This window comes from Agathobaculum butyriciproducens (assembly GCA_003096535.1).
Taxonomy (GTDB): domain Bacteria; phylum Bacillota; class Clostridia; order Oscillospirales; family Butyricicoccaceae; genus Agathobaculum; species Agathobaculum butyriciproducens.
The window spans coordinates 354,983-373,120 of record QEKJ01000001.1; the positions used below are offsets into that span (position 1 = coordinate 354,983).

15 protein-coding genes and 1 riboswitch are annotated in these 18,138 nt (G+C 56.1%); of the genes, 9 read left to right on the top strand and 6 right to left on the bottom strand.

The annotated features are described in order from the left end of the window. Positions 1–46: 46 nt before the first annotated feature. The 5 genes from glgB to C7386_RS01655 all read left to right on the top strand — a co-directional run bounded on the left by glgB (position 47) and on the right by C7386_RS01655 (position 9,106). Positions 47–2,290 (top strand): 1,4-alpha-glucan branching protein GlgB, encoded by a 2,244-nt coding sequence (glgB, locus tag C7386_RS01635; RefSeq protein WP_110435326.1) that lies wholly within the window; start codon positions 47–49, stop codon positions 2,288–2,290. A gap of 93 nt (positions 2,291–2,383) precedes the next feature. Further along, positions 2,384–3,592, top strand: coding sequence for a glucose-1-phosphate adenylyltransferase (locus C7386_RS01640; protein WP_110435327.1), 1,209 nt, complete (start codon positions 2,384–2,386; stop codon positions 3,590–3,592). A gap of 15 nt (positions 3,593–3,607) precedes the next feature. Beyond that, entirely contained in the window at positions 3,608–4,735 is a 1,128-nt protein-coding gene (gene glgD, locus C7386_RS01645) for a glucose-1-phosphate adenylyltransferase subunit GlgD (RefSeq protein WP_116704709.1), read from the top strand. A 192-nt stretch (positions 4,736–4,927) separates the two neighbouring features. Next, a complete protein-coding gene (gene glgA, locus C7386_RS01650; RefSeq protein ID WP_110435329.1) occupies positions 4,928–6,364 on the top strand; it encodes a glycogen synthase GlgA in 1,437 nt (478 codons plus the stop codon). A 294-nt stretch (positions 6,365–6,658) separates the two neighbouring features. After that, entirely contained in the window at positions 6,659–9,106 is a 2,448-nt protein-coding gene (locus C7386_RS01655; RefSeq protein WP_110435330.1) for a glycogen/starch/alpha-glucan phosphorylase, read from the top strand. A 228-nt stretch (positions 9,107–9,334) separates the two neighbouring features. Here C7386_RS01655 and spoIID read toward each other — a convergent pair whose 3' ends face one another. Further along, on the bottom strand, positions 9,335–10,294 hold the full coding sequence (spoIID, locus tag C7386_RS01660; protein WP_116704710.1) for a stage II sporulation protein D: 960 nt from the start codon (positions 10,292–10,294) through the stop codon (positions 9,335–9,337). A gap of 156 nt (positions 10,295–10,450) precedes the next feature. Between spoIID and C7386_RS01665 the strand changes: the two genes are divergently transcribed. Next, the gene (locus C7386_RS01665; RefSeq protein ID WP_116704711.1) at positions 10,451–10,693 is read left to right on the top strand and encodes a hypothetical protein; all 243 of its coding nucleotides are present in this window, start codon (positions 10,451–10,453) and stop codon (positions 10,691–10,693) included. After that, positions 10,671–10,988: an RNA polymerase sigma factor gene (locus C7386_RS01670; protein ID WP_110435333.1), complete on the top strand. Its 318-nt coding sequence runs from the start codon at positions 10,671–10,673 to the stop codon at positions 10,986–10,988. Before C7386_RS01665 ends, C7386_RS01670 begins: the two co-directional genes overlap by 23 nt. Positions 10,989–11,229: 241 nt before the next feature. On the opposite strand, the gene thiC is transcribed toward C7386_RS01670, so the two are convergent. The 3 genes from thiC to C7386_RS01685 form a co-directional block, all read right to left on the bottom strand. Further along, a complete protein-coding gene (gene thiC / locus C7386_RS01675; protein ID WP_116704712.1) occupies positions 11,230–12,552 on the bottom strand; it encodes a phosphomethylpyrimidine synthase ThiC in 1,323 nt (440 codons plus the stop codon). A gap of 512 nt (positions 12,553–13,064) precedes the next feature. Then, positions 13,065–14,255 carry a 2-iminoacetate synthase ThiH gene (thiH, locus tag C7386_RS01680; RefSeq protein ID WP_437124088.1) on the bottom strand — a complete coding sequence of 397 codons (1,191 nt, stop codon included), beginning with the start codon at positions 14,253–14,255 and terminating at the stop codon, positions 13,065–13,067. A gap of 49 nt (positions 14,256–14,304) precedes the next feature. Then, positions 14,305–15,069: a thiazole synthase gene (locus C7386_RS01685; RefSeq protein WP_116704713.1), complete on the bottom strand. Its 765-nt coding sequence runs from the start codon at positions 15,067–15,069 to the stop codon at positions 14,305–14,307. Positions 15,070–15,147: 78 nt separating this feature from the next. On the opposite strand from C7386_RS01685, the gene mscL reads away from it, so the two are divergent. Beyond that, positions 15,148–15,561, top strand: a complete 414-nt coding sequence (mscL, locus tag C7386_RS01690; RefSeq protein ID WP_116704714.1) for a large conductance mechanosensitive channel protein MscL — start codon at positions 15,148–15,150, stop codon at positions 15,559–15,561. Between the two features lie 48 nt (positions 15,562–15,609). On the opposite strand, the gene thiF is transcribed toward mscL, so the two are convergent. Next, the gene (thiF, locus tag C7386_RS01695) at positions 15,610–16,245 is read right to left on the bottom strand and encodes a sulfur carrier protein ThiS adenylyltransferase ThiF (RefSeq protein WP_116704715.1); all 636 of its coding nucleotides are present in this window, start codon (positions 16,243–16,245) and stop codon (positions 15,610–15,612) included. 205 nt (positions 16,246–16,450) lie between these two features. Continuing rightward, complete coding sequence (gene thiS / locus C7386_RS01700; protein WP_192924392.1) at positions 16,451–16,645, bottom strand: sulfur carrier protein ThiS; 195 nt, start codon at positions 16,643–16,645, stop codon at positions 16,451–16,453. 73 nt (positions 16,646–16,718) lie between these two features. Then, positions 16,719–16,821: riboswitch (TPP riboswitch) on the bottom strand. 98 nt (positions 16,822–16,919) lie between these two features. Here thiS and dinB point away from each other — a divergent pair. After that, on the top strand, positions 16,920–18,134 hold the full coding sequence (gene dinB / locus C7386_RS01705) for a DNA polymerase IV (protein WP_116704717.1): 1,215 nt from the start codon (positions 16,920–16,922) through the stop codon (positions 18,132–18,134). Positions 18,135–18,138 lie beyond the last annotated feature (4 nt).

Below are 18,138 nucleotides of genomic sequence, written 5' to 3' on the forward strand. Positions count from 1 at the left end.
ATTCGTATTTTCCTTCATTTGGCGGCTGTAAAGGGAGAGATGCTGTATGAAGAAAAAATCCGCAGCACCCGCCGCGGAAAAGCGAAGCGAGCTTTTCTATTCCGGCCGGGATTGTCGCGCGTTCGATTACATGGGAGCCCACCCTTTCGTGCAGGATGGTGAACAGGGTTATCTGTTCCGTGTTTATGCACCGGAGGCTGAAAAAGTTTCCGTCATGGGTGAGTTCAACGACTGGAATCGCGACGCCGATTATATGACGCGCGATGAACAGGGTATCTGGGAGAAATTTATTCCGAATATTCCGGAATATGCCGCATACAAGTATAGTGTATGGGCCAAGTCCGGCGATGTGTTTGACAAGTCCGACCCGTACGGCTTCCATTTCGAGACCCGTCCGGGCAACGCCACCAAGGCGTATGACATCGACGGCTACGAATGGGGCGACGCCTCGTGGCTGGACTGGCGCAAAAAGCACCTGCCGTATTCCAATCCGGTCAACATCTACGAATGCCACCTCGGCTCGTGGAAGATGCACGAGGACGGCAACTTCTACTCCTACCGCCAGCTGGCGGACGAGCTTGTGCCGTATGTCAAGGAAATGGGCTACACCCACATCGAGTTCATGCCGCTGACCGAGTATCCGTTCGACGGCTCATGGGGCTATCAGGTAATCGGCTATTTTGCCGCCACCAGCCGCTACGGCACGCCGAAGGATCTGATGTACCTGATCGACAAGGCGCATCAGGCCGGTCTGGGCGTTATCATGGACTGGGTTCCGGCGCACTTCCCGAAGGACGGCTGCGGACTGGTCGAGTTTGACGGCTCGCACCTGTACGAATACGCCGATCCACTCAAGATGGAGCACAAGGAATGGGGCACGCGCGTATTCGACTACGGCAAGGTCTCCACGAGAAACCTGCTGTTCTCCTCCGCGATGTTCTGGATCGAGAAATTCCACATGGACGGCCTGCGCGTGGACGCGGTCGCTTCCATGCTGTATCTGGATTACAACCGTCAGGGCGAATGGCGGCCGAACGTTCACGGCGGACGCGAAAATCTGGAGGCCGTTGACTTCCTGCGGCTGCTCAACGAGTACATCCTGACCGATCATCCGGACGTTATGATGATCGCCGAGGAGTCCACCGCATGGCCGATGGTGACCAAGCCGGGTTACGACGGCGGTCTGGGCTTCAACTTCAAGTGGAACATGGGCTGGATGAACGACATGCTGTGCTACTGTTCGGCGGACCCGTTCTTCCGCAAGGACATGCACGACAAGATCACCTTCTCGTTCATGTACGCCTTTTCCGAAAACTACATCCTGCCGCTCTCGCACGATGAGGTCGTGCACGGCAAGTGCTCGCTCATCAGCAAGATGCCGCCTCCGTACGAGAATCAGTTCGGCGGTCTGCGCGCGCTGTACGGCTACATGGCCGCACACCCGGGCAAGAAGATGCTGTTCATGGGTGGCGAGTTTGCACAATTCTCCGAATGGGCGTACCAGCGCGGACTGGACTGGATGCTGCTGGATTATCCGGCGCACCGCCAGATGCAGGCGTACGTCAAGGCGCTCAATCACTTCTACCTTGCTACTCCGCAGCTGTGGGAGCAGGATACCGACTGGCGCGGCTTTGAGTGGATCAGCCATGAGGACAACCGCAACAACATCATCGCCTTCCGCCGTGTGGCGAAGGACGGCTCGGATATCGTGGTCGTTGTCAACTTCTCTCCGGAGGAGCAGCAGGAATACCGCATCGGCGTTCCGATCACCGGCACTTATGAAGAGATATTCACCTCGGACAAGACCGAGTTCGGCGGCAGCGGCATGGCAAACGGCAAGCTCAAGACCGAAAACAAGCCCATGCACGGTCAGGAACAGTCCATTGTTCTGAAGATTCCGCGCTTCGGCGTGTTGTTCTTCAAGGGCAAGGCAAGAGCCAAGCGCCGCACCAAGGCAGAGATCGAGGCCGCAAAAGCCGCGGCTGCCAAGAAACCGGTAAAGCGCACCCGCTCGACCAAGGCAGTTGCCCGCACAACCGAGAAGGCCGTAGCCAAGACCGGCTCCAAGGCCGTTGCCCGCACAACCGAGAAGGCCGTAGCCAAGACCGGCTCCAAGGCCGTTGCCCGCACAACCGAGAAGGCCGTAGCCAAGACCGGCTCCAAATCCGTTGCAAAGACCACTGAAAAGGCGGTGGCACGCACCGGAACCAAGGCAGTTGCGAAAGCCACCGAAAAAGCGGTTTCCGTACCGACAGACAAGGCAGTAACCGCAACCGGCGGTTCTAAATAACAGGTGAAAACCTGCAGAAAGAGATACACAGAGGGGATACGCCAGACGGCGTATAGATCGCAGCGATGCAAACTGTGAAAAAGGAGAATTTACATGTATCGGAAAAAAGAATGCGTAGCCATGCTGCTCGCAGGCGGCCGCGGCAGCCGTTTGTATGTGCTGACCAAAAAGGTCGCTAAGCCTGCCGTACCGTTCGGCGGTAAGTACCGTATTATCGACTTTCCGCTTTCCAACTGCGTCAACTCCGGCATTGATACTGTCGGCGTGCTGACCCAGTACGAGCCGCATGTGCTCAACGCTTACATCGGTTCCGGCCAGACGTGGGACCTCGACCGCCTGCGCGGCGGCGTCTATGTTCTGCCGCCGTACGAGAGCAAAAAGACCGAGTGGTACAAGGGCACCGCAAACGCCATCTACCAGAACATTCAGTTCCTGGAGGATTACGATCCCGAGTACGTCCTCATTCTCTCGGGCGACCACATCTACAAGATGGACTACAACAAGATGCTCCAGCAGCACAAGGAGACCGGCGCTGACGCGACCATCGCGGTGCTGGACGTTCCGCTTTCCGAGGCTTCCCGTTTCGGCATCATGAACTGCAAGCCGGACGGCACCATCTACGAATTCGAGGAGAAGCCGAAGGAGCCGAAATCCACGCTGGCTTCCATGGGCATCTACATTTTCACCTGGAAAAAGCTGAAGGAATACCTCATCAATGACGAGGCCAACGAGCAGTCCTCCAACGACTTCGGCAAGGACATCATTCCGGCGATGCTGAATAACGGTGAAAAGCTGGTTTCCTACCGCTTCAAGGGCTACTGGAAGGACGTAGGCACCATCGAGAGCCTGTGGGAAGCAAACATGGATCTGCTCTCTCCGAACTCCGGCCTGCAGCTTTCCGATGACAGCTGGAAGATCTACGGCCGCACCACCGGTTCGCCTCCGCATTTCACCTCCAAGCAGGCTAAGGTTACCCATACCCTGCTCTCCGAGGGCTGTGAGATCTACGGCGACGTTTCCGAGTCCGTCCTGTTCTCGGATGTTAAGATCGGCAAGGGTGCCAAGGTGGAATATTCCATCCTGATGCCGGGTGCTGTGGTTGAGGAAGGCGCGACCGTGCGCTACTCCATCGTAGCCGAAAAGGCCGTTATCGCCAAGGGCGCGGAAGTCGGCGGCAGCCCGTCCGACAGCGACGCAGACAACTGGGGCGTTGCGGTAGTAGCCGAAGGCGTTCGCATCGGCAGCGGCGCAAAGCTGGCCGCTAAGGAAATGGCAGACGAGGATCTGCCGGACGTAAAGTAAGGGGGCGGCACAAACATGAACAGCGTTTTAGGCATGATCATTGCATTTGATACCGACAACGATCTCCGCGAGATCACCGAGCACCGCACGGTCGGTGCGGTACAGTGGGGCGGCCGGTATCGCATTATCGATTTTATGCTTTCCAATATGGTAAACAGCGGCATTTACCGCGTGGGTGTACTGATGAAGGACAAGTACCAGTCCCTGATCGACCACATCGGCAATGCCAAGGACTGGGATCTTTCCCGCAAGAACAGCGGCGTAACCTTGCTGCCGCCGTACTCCTACTCCAAGAAGGCGTCTCCGCTGGTAACCGGCGAGTACCGCGGCAAGATTGACGCACTGGCCGGTGCAGTTGACTTCCTGCAGAAGAACCGTGCAGACTATGTAGTCGTAGCGGACGGCGACATTGTTGCCAATGTACCGCTCGACGACGTGATCGACCGCCATATTAAGTCCGGCGCAGACCTGACCATGGTATGCACCAAGAAGCAGAAGAATTCCCCGTTCACCACCTATGTGGAGCTGAACCGCAAGAAGGAAGCCGTTGACATCCGCGTTGGAGACTGCAACGAAGGCAAGTGCAAGCATGCGGCACTCGGCATTTACGTCATGAGCCGCCAGTACCTTATCCACATGCTGTCCGACTGCGTAACCCATAACTGCATCCACTTTGAGCGCGAGTTCCTCACCCGTGCCCTGATGGACGGCACGGTAGCCGGCTACCTGTTCAACGAGTACGCCGTCAAGATCGAGGACACCTTCGACTACTACCGCTCCAACATGGACATGCTCGACAAGGATGTCCGCAACGAGGTATTCAAGCGCACCCGTCCGATCCTGACCCGCATCAAGGACGAGGCTCCGACCTATTACGGCGATGAAGCCGACGTAGAGGACTGCCTCATCGCCGACGGCTGCCGCATCGAGGGCAAGGTAAAGAACTCCGTCCTGTTCCGCGACGTTGTGATTGAAAAGGGCGCCGAGGTCAATAACTGCATCATCATGGAAGGCGGGCGCATTATGACCGAGGCTTCGCTCCGTCATGTCATCACCGACCGCAATGTTATTATCCGTGATGGCCGCACGATGATGGGACACGAAAATTATCCGATCACCATCGCAAAAAACGCAACCGTTTGATCCTTTTCTGTTAAATCCGCATAAACTTCTGTTTAGAAGTTGCTATCACAGCAAAAACGCATTTTCCGCAGCGCAAATGTTCGTGAAATATTGCTATATTACATTCAGACAGAAACGAGTATAATAAAATTACAACGGGTGCGGAAACGGTCAGCGCTGTTTCCGCACTCTCTGTTGGGGAGGCTCGGCTTTATGAAAATCATGTATGTTACCAGCGAATGCGCTCCGTTCATCAAAACCGGCGGATTGGGCGATGTAGCAGGTTCGCTCCCGCAGGCACTCGCTGCCAAGGGACATGACGTGCGTGTATTCTGCCCGCTGTATTCTGCGATCGACCAGAGTATGCGCGAAAAGTTCTATTACATCAAAAACGCTTACGTCCGTCTGGGCTGGCGCAACCAGTACTGCGGTATCTTCCGCTATGAGGCAGACGGCGTTACCTATTATTTCATCGATAATGAGTATTACTTCGCACGCGGCCAGATCTACGGCGAGTACGACGACGCAGAGCGCTTCGCGTACTACTCCAAGGCGGTACTCGAGGTACTGCCCGATCTGGAGTGGAAGCCGGATGTGATCAACTGCAACGACTGGCAGACCGCCCTCGTTCCGGTTTACTACAACCTGATGTTCGCTTCCCGTCCGTTCTACGAGAACATCAAGACCGTGTTCACTATCCACAACATCCAGTACCAGGGCCGCTACGGTCGTGAGATTCTGGAGTATGTGCTCGGCATTGACGATGCACACTTCCGCTCCGGCTTTATGGCAATGGACGGCGACGTCAACCTGATGAAGGCTGCTATCGTAGCTTCCACGGCTGTCACCACGGTTTCACCGACCTATGCCAACGAAATTCAGACCGAATACTACGGCTACCGTCTGGATTCCGTGCTACGCATGAACAGCTACAAGCTGCACGGCATCCTGAACGGCATCAATATGGATGCGTTCAATCCGGAAACTGACAGCAAGATCTTCAAGAACTACGGCCCAAACAACCCGCAGGATAAGCTGGTCAACAAGACCGAGCTTTTGAAGCTCTGCGGCCTTGAGGGCGATGCAAACACGCCTGTTATCGGCATCGTTACCCGCTTTGTTGACCAGAAGGGACTCGACCTTGTGGAAGCAGTCCTGCCGGATATTCTGGCGGATGATGTTCGCCTGATCGTGCTCGGCACCGGTGACTACCGCTATGAGCAGATGTTCATCGAGGCAAAGCGCCGCTGGCCGGATAAGGTTTCCGCGTCCATCATGTTCTCCGGCGATCTGGCAAACCGCATTTACGCAGGCGCCGATATGTTCCTGATGCCGTCCAAGTTTGAGCCGTGCGGCCTGGCACAGATGATCGCACTGCGCTACGGCACCATTCCGATCGTCCGCGAGACCGGCGGCCTCAAGGACACCGTTCACGCCTTTGTCGATTATGCCGGCACGGGCAACGGCTTCACCTTTGCAAGCTACAACGCGCACGACATGCTGCACGTTATCCGCGAGGCCTGCGGCGTATTCCGCTTTAACAAGCCTGCGTGGAGCAAGCTGATTATGCAGGGTATGCAGAGCGACTTCAGCTGGGGCAGCTCTGCCGATAAATATATCGAGGTTTACAAGACCGCGATGGGTCAGTAACCGACCTGTCAGCCCGACCCGTCACCCGATTTGAGGGAATACGGTGACGGTAACCGGTGATTCCGTAATTTTCATCCCATTGAAATCTACGGCATCCTTAGAGGTGCTGACGAGTGATACGGCAAGAGTGATTTGCGAGTAAAGTTTGCGATTTGGCTAGGCGCGGTTCCGCAGCAATACTTTGTGTATTGCAAGGGATCGCAACGACGCCAAAGCGCAAAATTTCCGCAAAGCACCGCAGACGTATCGCTCGGCAGTGCCTCCAAACAACTATGTGAGGAGATAAGAAAGACCATGCCAAAGACCCAGTACACAAAGACCGCTTTGAAAGAAGCCATTGCAGGTAAACTGCAGCGACATTTTGCCTGCGAGGTAGAGGACGCTACCAAGGATCAGGTATACGAGGCTTGTGCCCTCGTAGTGCGCGATGCACTGACCGAGCACATGATCGAAACCCAGAATGAGGTAGAGCGCGACGGAGAGCGTCAGGTGCATTACCTGTGCATGGAATTTCTTGTCGGCCGCAGCCTGCGCAACAACGCCTACAACCTCGGTATGCTGGACGCTCTGACCGCAGCCCTGAAGGACATGGGCTTCGAGATGGCGGACATCTTCGAGGAGGAAGCTGATCCCGGTCTGGGCAACGGCGGTCTTGGTCGTCTGGCTGCCTGCTACATGGACGGCATGGCGACCGACGGCGTACGCGGCACCGGCTACTCCATCCGCTACGAGCACGGCATTTTCAAGCAGAAGATCGTAGAAGGCCAGCAGGTCGAGCTGCCGGATTCCTGGCTGTCTACCGGCGAGGTTTGGCAGATTCCGGCAATGGATGAGACCCGCGAGGTCAAGATCGGCGGCACGGTTGACACCTACTTCGACGATAACGGCAAGCTGGTCGTCAACTACCACGATTACACGCCGGTTCTGGCAGTTCCGTATGATATGCCGATCTCCGGCTACGGCACCAACAACATCGCGCGTCTGCGCCTGTGGAAGGCACAGAGCCCGATCGCACTGGACATGAAGCTGTTCTCCTCCGGTGAGTATCTGAAGGCACTGGAGAAGCACGCACTGGCAGAGACCATCTCCATGGTCCTCTATCCGGAGGATAACCACCGCGAGGGTCAGTCCCTGCGTCTCAAGCAGCAGTATTTCCTGGTTTCCGCAACCCTGCAGGACATCTGTGCAAAGCACAAGGCCAAGTACGGCACACTCGAAAACTTCGCGCACAAGCACGTCTTGCATATCAACGATACGCACCCGACCCTGGTTATTCCGGAGCTGATGCGCATCCTGATGGACGAGAATGACATGAGCTGGGAGCAGGCCTGGAACATCACCAGCCAGTCTGTTGCTTACACCAACCACACCGTTATGCCTGAGGCCCTCGAGTGCTGGCCGGTATCGCTCGTTCAGGAGCTGATGCCGCGTGTTATGCAGATCATCTACGAAATCAACGAGCGCTTCTGCAAGGAGCTGTGGAACTACTTCCCGAACGACTTCCAGAAGATCTCCAAGCTGGCTATCGTTGCCGACGATACCGTCCGCATGGCGCATCTGGCTATCGCAGGCTCGTTCTCCATCAACGGCGTATCCGCGCTGCACTCCGAGATCCTCAAGGAGCGCGTATTCACCGATTTCTACAAGATCTACTCCTCCAAGTTCTGCAACGTCACCAACGGCATTGCACACCGCCGCTGGCTGTGTGAGGCCAACCCGGAGCTGGCTGAGCTGATCGAGAGCAAGATCGGCACCGGCTACCGCACCCATCCGTCCGAGCTGCAGGTTCTGAACAACTATGCGGACGACAAGGAGCTGCTCGACAAGCTGGGCGAGATCAAGCGCCACAACAAGCAGCGTCTGGCAGATTATATCAAGGCGCACAACGGCATCGAAGTCAACATGGACTCCATCTTTGACGTACAGGTTAAGCGTCTGCACGAGTACAAGCGCCAGATGCTGAACATTCTGCACATCATCAGCCTGTACCACAAGCTGAAGGACAATCCGGATATGGATTTCGTTCCGCGCACCTTTATCTTCGGCTCCAAGGCCGCACCGGGCTACGCAGTAGCGAAAAAGACCATCCAGCTGATCAACTCCATCTCCAAGATGATCGACAACGATCCGGCAGTACGCGACAAGCTGAAGGTCGTATTCCTCGAGGACTACAAGGTATCTCTGGCTGAGATTATCATGCCGGCCGCCGAGGTTTCCGAGCAGATCTCCATCGCCGGCAAGGAAGCATCCGGTACCGGCAACATGAAGTTCATGATGAACGGTGCTCTGACCATCGGCACGATGGACGGCGCAAACGTCGAGATCTGCGAGGCAGTCGGCAAGGAGAACATCTTCATCTTCGGTATGGAGACGCCCGAGGCTGAGGCACTGGCCGCTTCCGGCAGCTATGAGCCGATGGTCATCTACCAGAACGATCCGGTGATCCGCCGCGTGCTCGATCAGATGATCCACGGCTTCGGTGACGGCGTGGACTACACCGATATTGCCAACCTGCTGCTGCACGGCGGCAACGGCGGCCCGGCTGACCGCTATATGAGCCTCAAGGACTTCGCATCCTACGCAGCCGCTCAGGAGCGCGTAAGCGAAGTTTACCGCAATCAGGATCAGTGGAACCGCATGGCGCTGATCAACATTGCAAACTCCGGCCGCTTCGCAGCGGACCGCTCGATTGCTGAGTATGCACAGAATATCTGGCGCGTAAAAACGAATTTCGCATTCTAAGGCTTCGCCTTCGATAGAAAGGACGCAACCGTCCTTTCTATCGAGAAACGCCCTTGCCAGGCAAGCCTGTAAGGGCTATTGCAGAGAAATCCCCCGAAAACTTCCCGGTTTTCGGGGGATTTCTCTGTTTGTTAAAAAAGTCAGGCACATGTCCTGACTTTTTTGTCGCGCTACGCGCTCCATTTTATATGCGAACATAGTTCGCAATCTTCCCATTTTCCATTCTCTTCACTCTCCACTCTCCAATCTCAACTCTGTATTCGGGTAGTAATGCGCAAGTATCTCGGTATAATCATATCCCTGCTCCGCCATATATTTCGCACCGTACTGCGACAGACCAACACCGTGTCCGTATCCGATGGTGTGAAACGTAATACTGTCCTCGGTGGTTGTGATGGTGAAATTCGTGGACTGCAGGCCGAACAGCGCCCGTACTGCGGTCCCCTCGACGGTCACGCCGCCGAGCTTGACGGTTTTCACACCGCCAGCCGCCGAGCGCACCGAGGACGCAAACCAGCGGTCGGGCGTACCGCTCACATCCGCTTTTGGCAGAGTCTGCGCGACCTTTTCGCGGAACGCATCCGCCGTTAGCGTCACCTCGCTCTCGTATCCGGCGTACTGCGTGCCGCCCGGACTGGCCACGCTTTGCAGATACGGAATATCCTCGCCCCAGACATCGGCGGCAGACTCGGTCTTCGGACCGCTGACGCAGTGGAACACAGCCGCAATCGGTGCACCGTCGCAGGTCAGGATCTGCCCTGCCGTGTCCTTGACGGCCTTGCGTATCCGCGAATAGCCGGTGCTGAACGTCTTGACCGCGTCCGGCTGATATGCCGCACAATGGCTGTAATCGTCGCAGACATCCGCATCCGGATGCTCTGCCGGCCGTCCTCTCGACTGCTTATACACCGCGTACGTCCGCGCTGCGACCGCCTGTGCGCGGATGGCTTCAACCGGAAAATCGTCCGCAATCTCTGCCGCCGTCACGCCTTCCACATAGGTCTCCAGCGGCATTTCCTGCGCCTTGCCGTTCACCAGAACCGTGATGGTTAAGCCATCTGTTGCTGCCGCTGTGACGCTTTCTGCGGGTGCCTGCGGCTCCGTCTTGTCCGTTTCCGATGGGTAAAATACCGGCAGCAAATACAGCACCAGCACCAGTCCGACACCGGTCAGCAGCAGTCTGTGCATGGTATCTCCTCCTTCCCTCTCTACCACAGTGTATGATGCAGATTCGAGGAATATAACACAAAATATAGTTTTTCATTGACAACTCATACTTTATGTTGTATTATAAAGGACATAAAGAATCGAACATTTGTTCGTATATCGTAAGGAGGGGCCGCCATGAAATTATGTGAGATGGCGCAGGAATACCGTGTAAATGTCGCTCTGCTGGAGCTGCGTATCAAGCAGCTTCAGGCGGCGCAGAAGCGTGCGCGTCAGCCGGAGGTGCGCTACCGGCTCAAGCAGCGCGCAAAATTCCTGCAGACGCTGATCAACGAAAGCCGCCAGACCGTATTCCTGATGGAGCACTACCACGACCACAGTGAAGAAGGTGACGCGCATGCGGACTGTCGCGCTGTCTGAGCACACAGCGACACGGCTGGCCTACCGGCAGTATCTCGGTCTGCTCGCGGAGGACGACCGCGGCTTCCGGCAGGCATTCCGCACGGCCTTCTTCCGGGCCATGCGCGAGCAGCTGACACCGCGGCAGTACGAGGTGCTGTGGATGATCGAGGTGGAGGGATTATCCTGCAAGCAGTGCGCCGAACGGCTCGGGATCAGTCCATCGGCGGTATCGCGGCACTGCTCCCGCGGCAAAAAGCGGCTACGGACGCTGCTTGCGTACAATCTGGAGCTGAGACATCAGTATTTTTCTTAGCTGCAAGCGAAAACCGGCACATACAGAGTTTTTTCTCCTTATGTGCCGGTTTTGTTTGTTTGATTGCCAAATCGAGATCGAACACTTGCGAAGCAAACAGAATCCTGCCTGCAAGGCGCGATTTTTCTTCAGAATTCGACCGAAAGCGTGGTTTTTATCGAGAGGCGGCTCGAAAAACGTTAGTTTTTCGACAGCTTCAAAAAAGAGCGGTCTCCCGACCGCTCTTTTGTATTCCGAAGCATCAGCATGCGCCCTTTTCCGAGCAGAATTTGACTTCTTTGCCCTCAAGGATCATATTTGTGGTGCGCACGGCGCACATTTTACCGCACATCGAGCAGGTATGACGCTCGGTCGGCGGAACCTGATTATAGAACCGCTCTGCCTTTTCCGGGTCGAGTGCCAGCGCGAACTGCGCGGACCAGTCCAGCTTATGACGCGCGTCTGCCATTGCGTTATCGCGGTCACGCGCACCGGGCAGACCGAGTGCGATATCGGCGGCGTGGGCTGCAATTTTGCTGGCGACGATGCCCTCGCGGACATCATTTTCATCCGGCAGACGCAGGTGCTCCGCCGGTGTAACGTAGCACAGGAAGTTCGCGCCGGCCTGTGCGGCGATGGCGCCGCCGATGGCCGAGGTGATATGGTCGTAACCCGGTGCAATGTCGGTAACGAGCGGCCCGAGGACATAGAAAGGCGCTCCATGGCAAAGGCGCTTTTCCATCTGCATATTGGCCGCAATCTCGTTCATCGCCATATGGCCGGGGCCTTCGATCATAACCTGCACATCCTTCGCCCACGCACGCTGTGCAAGATTGCCCAGTTCGATCAGCTCGCTGATCTGACCCGCGTCGGACGCATCATCAATGCAGCCCGGGCGCAGTGCGTCACCCAGCGAAATGGTAACGTCGTAGCGGCGCAGAATGTCCAGCACCTCGTCGTAATACTCAAAGAACGGATTCTCATTGCCGGTCATCTTCATCCATGCGAACAGCAGCGAGCCGCCGCGGGAGACGATATTCATTTTGCGTCCCTCTCGCATAAAGGCTTCAACCGCACGGCGGTTGATACCCGCATGAATGGTCATGAAGTCCACGCCCTCCCTGGCGTGCGCCTCAACGACCTTGAGGAAATCCTGCGCTGTGATCTCGAGCAGGTCCTTTTCCAGATACCCGATCGCGTCGTACATCGGCACGGTGCCGATCATCGCCGGCGACATGTCGATCAGCTGCTTGCGGAAGGTGTTGGTCTTGCCGTAGTTGGATAGATCCATGATGGACTCCGCGCCCATGTCAACGGCCATGCGCACCTTGCGCAGCTCCATCTCGTAGTCCTTGCAGTCACCCGAAATGCCGAGATTGACATTGATCTTTACGCGGGTGCCGTCGCCGACCGCCTCTGCGGACAGGCTTTTGTGATTGATGTTCGCCGGAATCGCAATCGTACCCTTTGCGACTCGTTCCATGATGAACTCGACCGGACGGTTTTCCTTTTTGGCGACCGTTTCGATCTCCGGCGTGACGATACCGCGCTTTGCGGCATCCATCTGCGTTGCATAATTTCTCATGGCTTACTGATACTCCTTCTGAATTAGGCAATCCGCATAATTAAACAAGAGCGATTTACGAGTAAATTTTGCGTACTGATTAGGCGTGGTTTTGCAGCAATACGAGTGTATTGCAAAAAATCACAACAACATCAGGACGCAAAATTTCCGTAAAGCGCCGCAGCTTTAATTGTGCGGGATTGCCTTTTATATTGCTTCCGGAGTGCGGTTTTCATATAAATCTGCAGTGGCATGCGGTGCGCTCTGTCCTCAGCAGATTGCCGCACTTCGGCGGCTGACAAGCCTTGTTCTAAGGGGGACTCCGTCCCCCTTAGATACCGAACAAGTTTCCATGGAAACTTGTCCGGATATCCCCCTCTCGTTTGCACAACAAACGAGGCCGCGCCGCGGCGGCGCGGGCAGTGGTAAGAAAGTCAGGTACACGCCCTGACTTTCTTAGGGAATTTTATGCGGCACACTGCAGTGCGCCTGTTCTGCTTGTTTTGCCTTCGGCAAAATACAGCAGAAATGTATTAAACGTATAAGTAATCTGCCATAACCGGCTGTAAACCGTGATCGCAGATCGCCTGATATACCTCATCGACCGAGCGGCCGTCCGAGATCTCGAACTGCTCATCGCCCTTATCCTCGCCGGAGTGACCGCCGATACCGACGTCTACGCCTGCGGAAATCTTGGTGGCGGCGATGCCGATGATATTATCGCGGAAGCCCGCTCGCTCGCGGGTCGAGATAGTGATGGACGCGAACGGCATGAAGATGCGGTAGGCACAGACCACCTGCAGCAGCTGCGGCTCGTGCACGTCCTTCGGATTGATTTTATCGTTATTGATGATCGGGCGCAGGCGTGGACACGAGAAAGCGATCTCTGCATGCGGATACTTGCGCTGCAGCAGGTACGCGTGCAGACCGGTCGCAAACGCGTCCTTTCGGAAGTCGGACAGACCGAGCAGCGCCGCAAAGCCGACACCGCGCATGCCGCCCATCAGTGCACGCTCCTGTGCGTTCAGGCGGTACGGGAAAATGCGCTTGTGACCGCCGAGGTGCAGGGTTTTGTACTTCTGGTCGTCATAGGTCTCCTGAAATACGGTAACGTAGTCCACACCGCACTCATGCAGATAAGCGTACTCATCCACGTTGAGCGGATAAATCTCGATGCCGATGACACGGAAATACTTGCGCGCCAGCTTAACGGCCTCGCCGATGTAGGATACCGGCGACATGGCACGGCTCTCACCGGTCAGAATGAGGATTTCCTGCAGACCGGTCTCCGCGATGGCCTTCAGCTCCTGCTCGACCTCGTCCATATCCAGCTTGGCACGGCGAATCTTGTTATGACAGTTGAAACCGCAGTAAATGCAGTAATTTTCGCAGTAATTGGCGATATACAGCGGCGTGAACATCTGCACCGAGTTGCCGAAATGCTTGCGCGTTTCGGCCTGTGCGCGCTGCGCCATCTGCTCAAGGAACGGCAGCGCCGCGGGAGACAGCAGTGCGCCGAAGTCCTCCGGCGAGAGAACGTCCTTGCGAAGCGCACGCAGTACGTCAGCCGCCATATAGGCATCCGCATCATAGGCGTTCATGCGGGAAATGACCTCGTCCTGCACCTCGGAGCCGATGTTGTCCATACCCGGCTGGTACTCCATGTGATTGGTTTGTTCAGTGATATATTTTGCGGAGATGATCTCCGTTTTTTCGTTTTCCATGACAAATACCTTTCTGTTTTCGCGCAAAGCGCACATTTAATCGAGAACTTTAATCCTGCAGGAAACCGGTCAGCGGAGAGGATGCCGACGCCGTCTCACGGACGCGGCCCAGACCGGCAAGGTACGCCGTACGGCCTGCCTCAATCGCCTGCTTGAACGCCTCAGCCATCGCCGGAATATCGCCTGCGGTGGCAATCGCGGTGTTGGCCATGATAGCTGCCGCGCCCATCTCCATCGCCTCGCAAGCCTGCGACGGACGGCCGATGCCTGCGTCCACGATGATCGGCAGATCAATTTCATCAATCAAAATCTTGATGAACTCGCGGGTAGCAAGACCCTTGTTCGTACCGATGGGAGCCGCCAGCGGCATGATGGAGGCCGCGCCCGCGTTGACCAGATCACGCGCAACGTTCAGATCGGGATACATATACGGCATGACAACAAAGCCTTCGTTTGCGAGAATCTCGGTCGCGCGGATGGTCTCCTGATTGTCCGGCAGCAGGTACTTGCTGTCGCGCATGATTTCGATCTTGACGAAATCGCCGCAGCCGCACGCACGCGACAGACGCGCAATGCGAACTGCCTCGTCGGCATTGCGGGCACCCGAGGTGTTCGGCAGCAGCGTTACGCCCTCCGGAATATAGTCGAGGATGTTAGCCGTGCCGCCCTCATTTGCTCGGCGCAGCGCCAGCGTGATAATCTGTGCGCCTGCATTCTGCACAGCAGCGTTGATCAGGTCGAGCGAATACTTGCCGGAACCAAGGATAAAGCGGGACTGGAACTCGTGTCCGCCGATTACAAGCGTATCTTTCATGTGAAAAACTCCTTTTTCTTGACCCATTTAAGGGAAACGTATAAACTGATAGTATAAATAAGAAAGGGGAACGTAAAAGTGAAAAAGTTTATCGAAGAATTCAAAGCCTTCGCGCTGCGCGGCAACGTGATGGACATGGCGATCGGTGTTATCATCGGCGGTGCGTTCACCAGCATTGTGACTTCACTGACCGATAACCTCATTAACCCGATTCTCGGCCTGTTCGGCGGCACCGATTTAAGCGGTTTCGTGCTGAATATCGGCGGTGTGGAGCTGCGCTACGGTGCATTCATCACCTCGATCATCAACTTTTTGATCATGGCGTTCGTGCTGTTCTGCCTGCTCAAAACGGTCAATAAGCTGACTGCGCTCGGCAAAAAGCCGGAAGCACCCACAGAGCCGACCACCAAGGTCTGCCCGTTCTGCTGCAGCGAGATTCCGATCAAGGCTGTCAAGTGTGCACACTGCGGTTCCGATCAGCCGAAAGAATAAATAGAGAGTGGAGAATGAAAGCTGCGGCTTCTGTTCTCCGTTTTCTATTTACGGCTCCGTTTCGCCAATGAGCAGGCGCAGCACCATCGTGCCTTCATGTGCCGAGCAGACCGCTACGCGCGGCGCCATCAGGCCGAGACCGTCGGCTACATCGCTTGTACCGTCGCCGCAGAGGTACACATGGCCGAAGCGTTTTTCGGTCTTGATCAGGTTCGCCGAGCCGTAGCCTGCCATGCCGCTGCCCGATACGACCGGCTTTTCCGGCAGTCTGGTAAGCAGATTCTCGAGCAGCATAGCCTTCTGATCCGGCTTGTCGAACGCCTCTACGACCACATCACAGCCGGAGAACAGCCGCTCCACGTTGGACGGAACGACCCGCTCGGTGTAGGTCTCGTAGGTGAGATAGGGATTGATGGCCTCAAGCTGCTCGACCAGCGCGAGCGTTTTCGGGATGCCGAGGTCCTTCATCGTGTAATGCTGTCGGTTGAGGTTGGTGATGTCCACCACATCGAAATCCACGAGGATGAGATGACCGACACCCAGCCGCGCCAGAAAAATCGCAAGGTTGGAGCCAAGCCCGCCCAGACCCGCAATGCCAACACACGCCTTGTCCAGCTTAGCCTGAATATCCGTGCCGTGGCGTTCCACCAGTGCGTCATGCAGTTGTTCTTTGGTTAAAATCATGGGAATTCTCCTGTAATCACGCACAGCGTGCATTTAATCGGAAATTGCATTGCAATTTCTATGAAAACCGGGAGCATGTATCTCGGTTTTCATACCAGTAAGAAATTTGTGTGCCGCTTGCGATGCGCAAATTTCTTTGGGACATATCCGCGTTTTATGCAGTATGTCCCCTCTCGATTGAAACTGTAGTTTCAATCGAAGAATATCAGCCGCCGCCCACAAAGCATACGACTTCCAGATGGTCTGCATCGGTCAGCTTCTCTTCCGCGAACTGCGCGCGCGGAATGATGGTGCCGTTCTTCTCGACAGCCACACGCTGCGGGTCGTGCCCCAGCTCCTTCAGCAGTGACAGTACGGTTCCTTCTGCGGGAACAGCGCGTTCGTTACCGTTTACTTTCATGCAAATATCCTCTTTTCCGCAAGAAAAAAATGCTCCGGTCTCACCATTCGGTAAAACCGGAGCATTAAAATTTCAAGTGTATGCGACAGCTTCCCTACGATGGTGCTAACCAACAGGTTCAAAAGGTTAGGCTCTCGCCCTCTCAGCCGCTCATCACGGCACCCTTGCTTGCAAATACAGTATGCACCTCATTCTCCCACTTGTCAAGCACATTTTTTTCGGATATAATGCAGTTATACAATGCAAACATTCGTTCGAAAGGAGATGATGACCGATGGACCGAACCATTCTGCACTGCGACTGCAACTCGTTTTTCGCGAGTGTGGAAACGCTGCTCGACCCGTCGCTCGCCGACGGACCGACCGCCGTCTGCGGTGATCCGGAGAGCCGCCACGGCATCATTCTCGCCAAGAACGAGAAGGCCAAAGCCTTCGGCGTACAAACCGCCGAGACCATCTGGCAGGCGAAACGAAAATGCCCGGATTTACGGCTGGTAGCACCGCATCGGAGCGAATATGTGAAGTTTTCGCGCAAGTGCAACGAACTGTACCTGCAGTACACCGATCTTGTCGATCCGTTCGGCATTGACGAATCCTTCCTCGATGTCACCGGCTCGATGCACCTGTTCGGCTCCGGCGAGCATATCGCGGACGAGCTGCGCCGCCGCATGCGCGAGGAGGTCGGGCTGACCATTTCGGTCGGCGTATCGTTCAACCGCGCGTTCGCCAAGCTCGGCAGCGATTACAAAAAGCCGGATGGCACGACGGTCTTTTCGCGCGAAAATTTCAAGCAGCGCGTGTGGTCCTTGCCCGCGAACACGCTCCTGTATGTCGGCAAACGCGCCAGCGACCGGCTGAACCGACTGGGCGTACGCACGATCGGCGAGCTTGCCGCCTGCGATCCGGCGTTTATCCACAGCATTCTGGGCAAAAACGGCGATCTTCTGCTGCGTTACGCCAGAGGCGAGGACGATGAGCCTGTGCGCTCGTTTTACGCGGAACGAGAGGTCAAATCGGTCGGCAACAGCATGACGTTCGCGCACAATCTGCTCGGCGCGGACGAATGCCGCATGGGCATCACGGCGCTGTGCGACAATGTCGGCAGACGTTTGCGAAAGCGCGGCATGGTGTGCCAGACCGTGCAGCTCGGCATCCGCGACCCGGAATTTCACAACCGCTCGCGGCAGGTGACACTCGAGCGGCCCACCAATTCTACGCGTGCGCTCATCGACCTGTCCATGCAGCTGCTGCTCGGGCACTGGCCGATGGACAAGCCGGTGCGCCTGCTCTCGGTCACGGCTGCCAATCTGCTGCCGGAAAATCAGTCGTGCGAGCAGCTTTCGCTGTTTGACGCCGCCGGGGATATCCAGAAGCGCGACCGCCAGCATAAGCTCGACCAGACGGTTGACGCACTGCGGCAGAAATTCGGTGATCAGTCGGTCGTGTTCGCGCATTCGGTGAAGAAAAAGGATAAAACGGATAAAAAATGAGGAC

Bases quoted from the DNA above. Each gene is read 5' to 3' on its own strand.
- glgB (WP_110435326.1), top strand. From the start codon at position 47: ATGAAGAAAAAATCCGCAGCACCCGCCGCGGAAAAGCGAAGCGAGCTT.
- C7386_RS01640 (WP_110435327.1), top strand. From the start codon at position 2,384: ATGTATCGGAAAAAAGAATGCGTAGCCATGCTGCTCGCAGGCGGCCGC.
- glgD (WP_116704709.1), top strand. From the start codon at position 3,608: ATGAACAGCGTTTTAGGCATGATCATTGCATTTGATACCGACAACGAT.
- glgA (WP_110435329.1), top strand. From the start codon at position 4,928: ATGAAAATCATGTATGTTACCAGCGAATGCGCTCCGTTCATCAAAACC.
- C7386_RS01655 (WP_110435330.1), top strand. From the start codon at position 6,659: ATGCCAAAGACCCAGTACACAAAGACCGCTTTGAAAGAAGCCATTGCA.
- spoIID (WP_116704710.1), bottom strand. From the start codon at position 10,294: ATGCACAGACTGCTGCTGACCGGTGTCGGACTGGTGCTGGTGCTGTAT.
- C7386_RS01665 (WP_116704711.1), top strand. From the start codon at position 10,451: ATGAAATTATGTGAGATGGCGCAGGAATACCGTGTAAATGTCGCTCTG.
- C7386_RS01670 (WP_110435333.1), top strand. From the start codon at position 10,671: ATGCGGACTGTCGCGCTGTCTGAGCACACAGCGACACGGCTGGCCTAC.
- thiC (WP_116704712.1), bottom strand. From the start codon at position 12,552: ATGAGAAATTATGCAACGCAGATGGATGCCGCAAAGCGCGGTATCGTC.
- thiH (WP_437124088.1), bottom strand. From the start codon at position 14,255: ATGGAAAACGAAAAAACGGAGATCATCTCCGCAAAATATATCACTGAA.
- C7386_RS01685 (WP_116704713.1), bottom strand. From the start codon at position 15,069: ATGAAAGATACGCTTGTAATCGGCGGACACGAGTTCCAGTCCCGCTTT.
- thiF (WP_116704715.1), bottom strand. From the start codon at position 16,245: ATGATTTTAACCAAAGAACAACTGCATGACGCACTGGTGGAACGCCAC.
- thiS (WP_192924392.1), bottom strand. From the start codon at position 16,645: ATGAAAGTAAACGGTAACGAACGCGCTGTTCCCGCAGAAGGAACCGTA.
- dinB (WP_116704717.1), top strand. From the start codon at position 16,920: ATGGACCGAACCATTCTGCACTGCGACTGCAACTCGTTTTTCGCGAGT.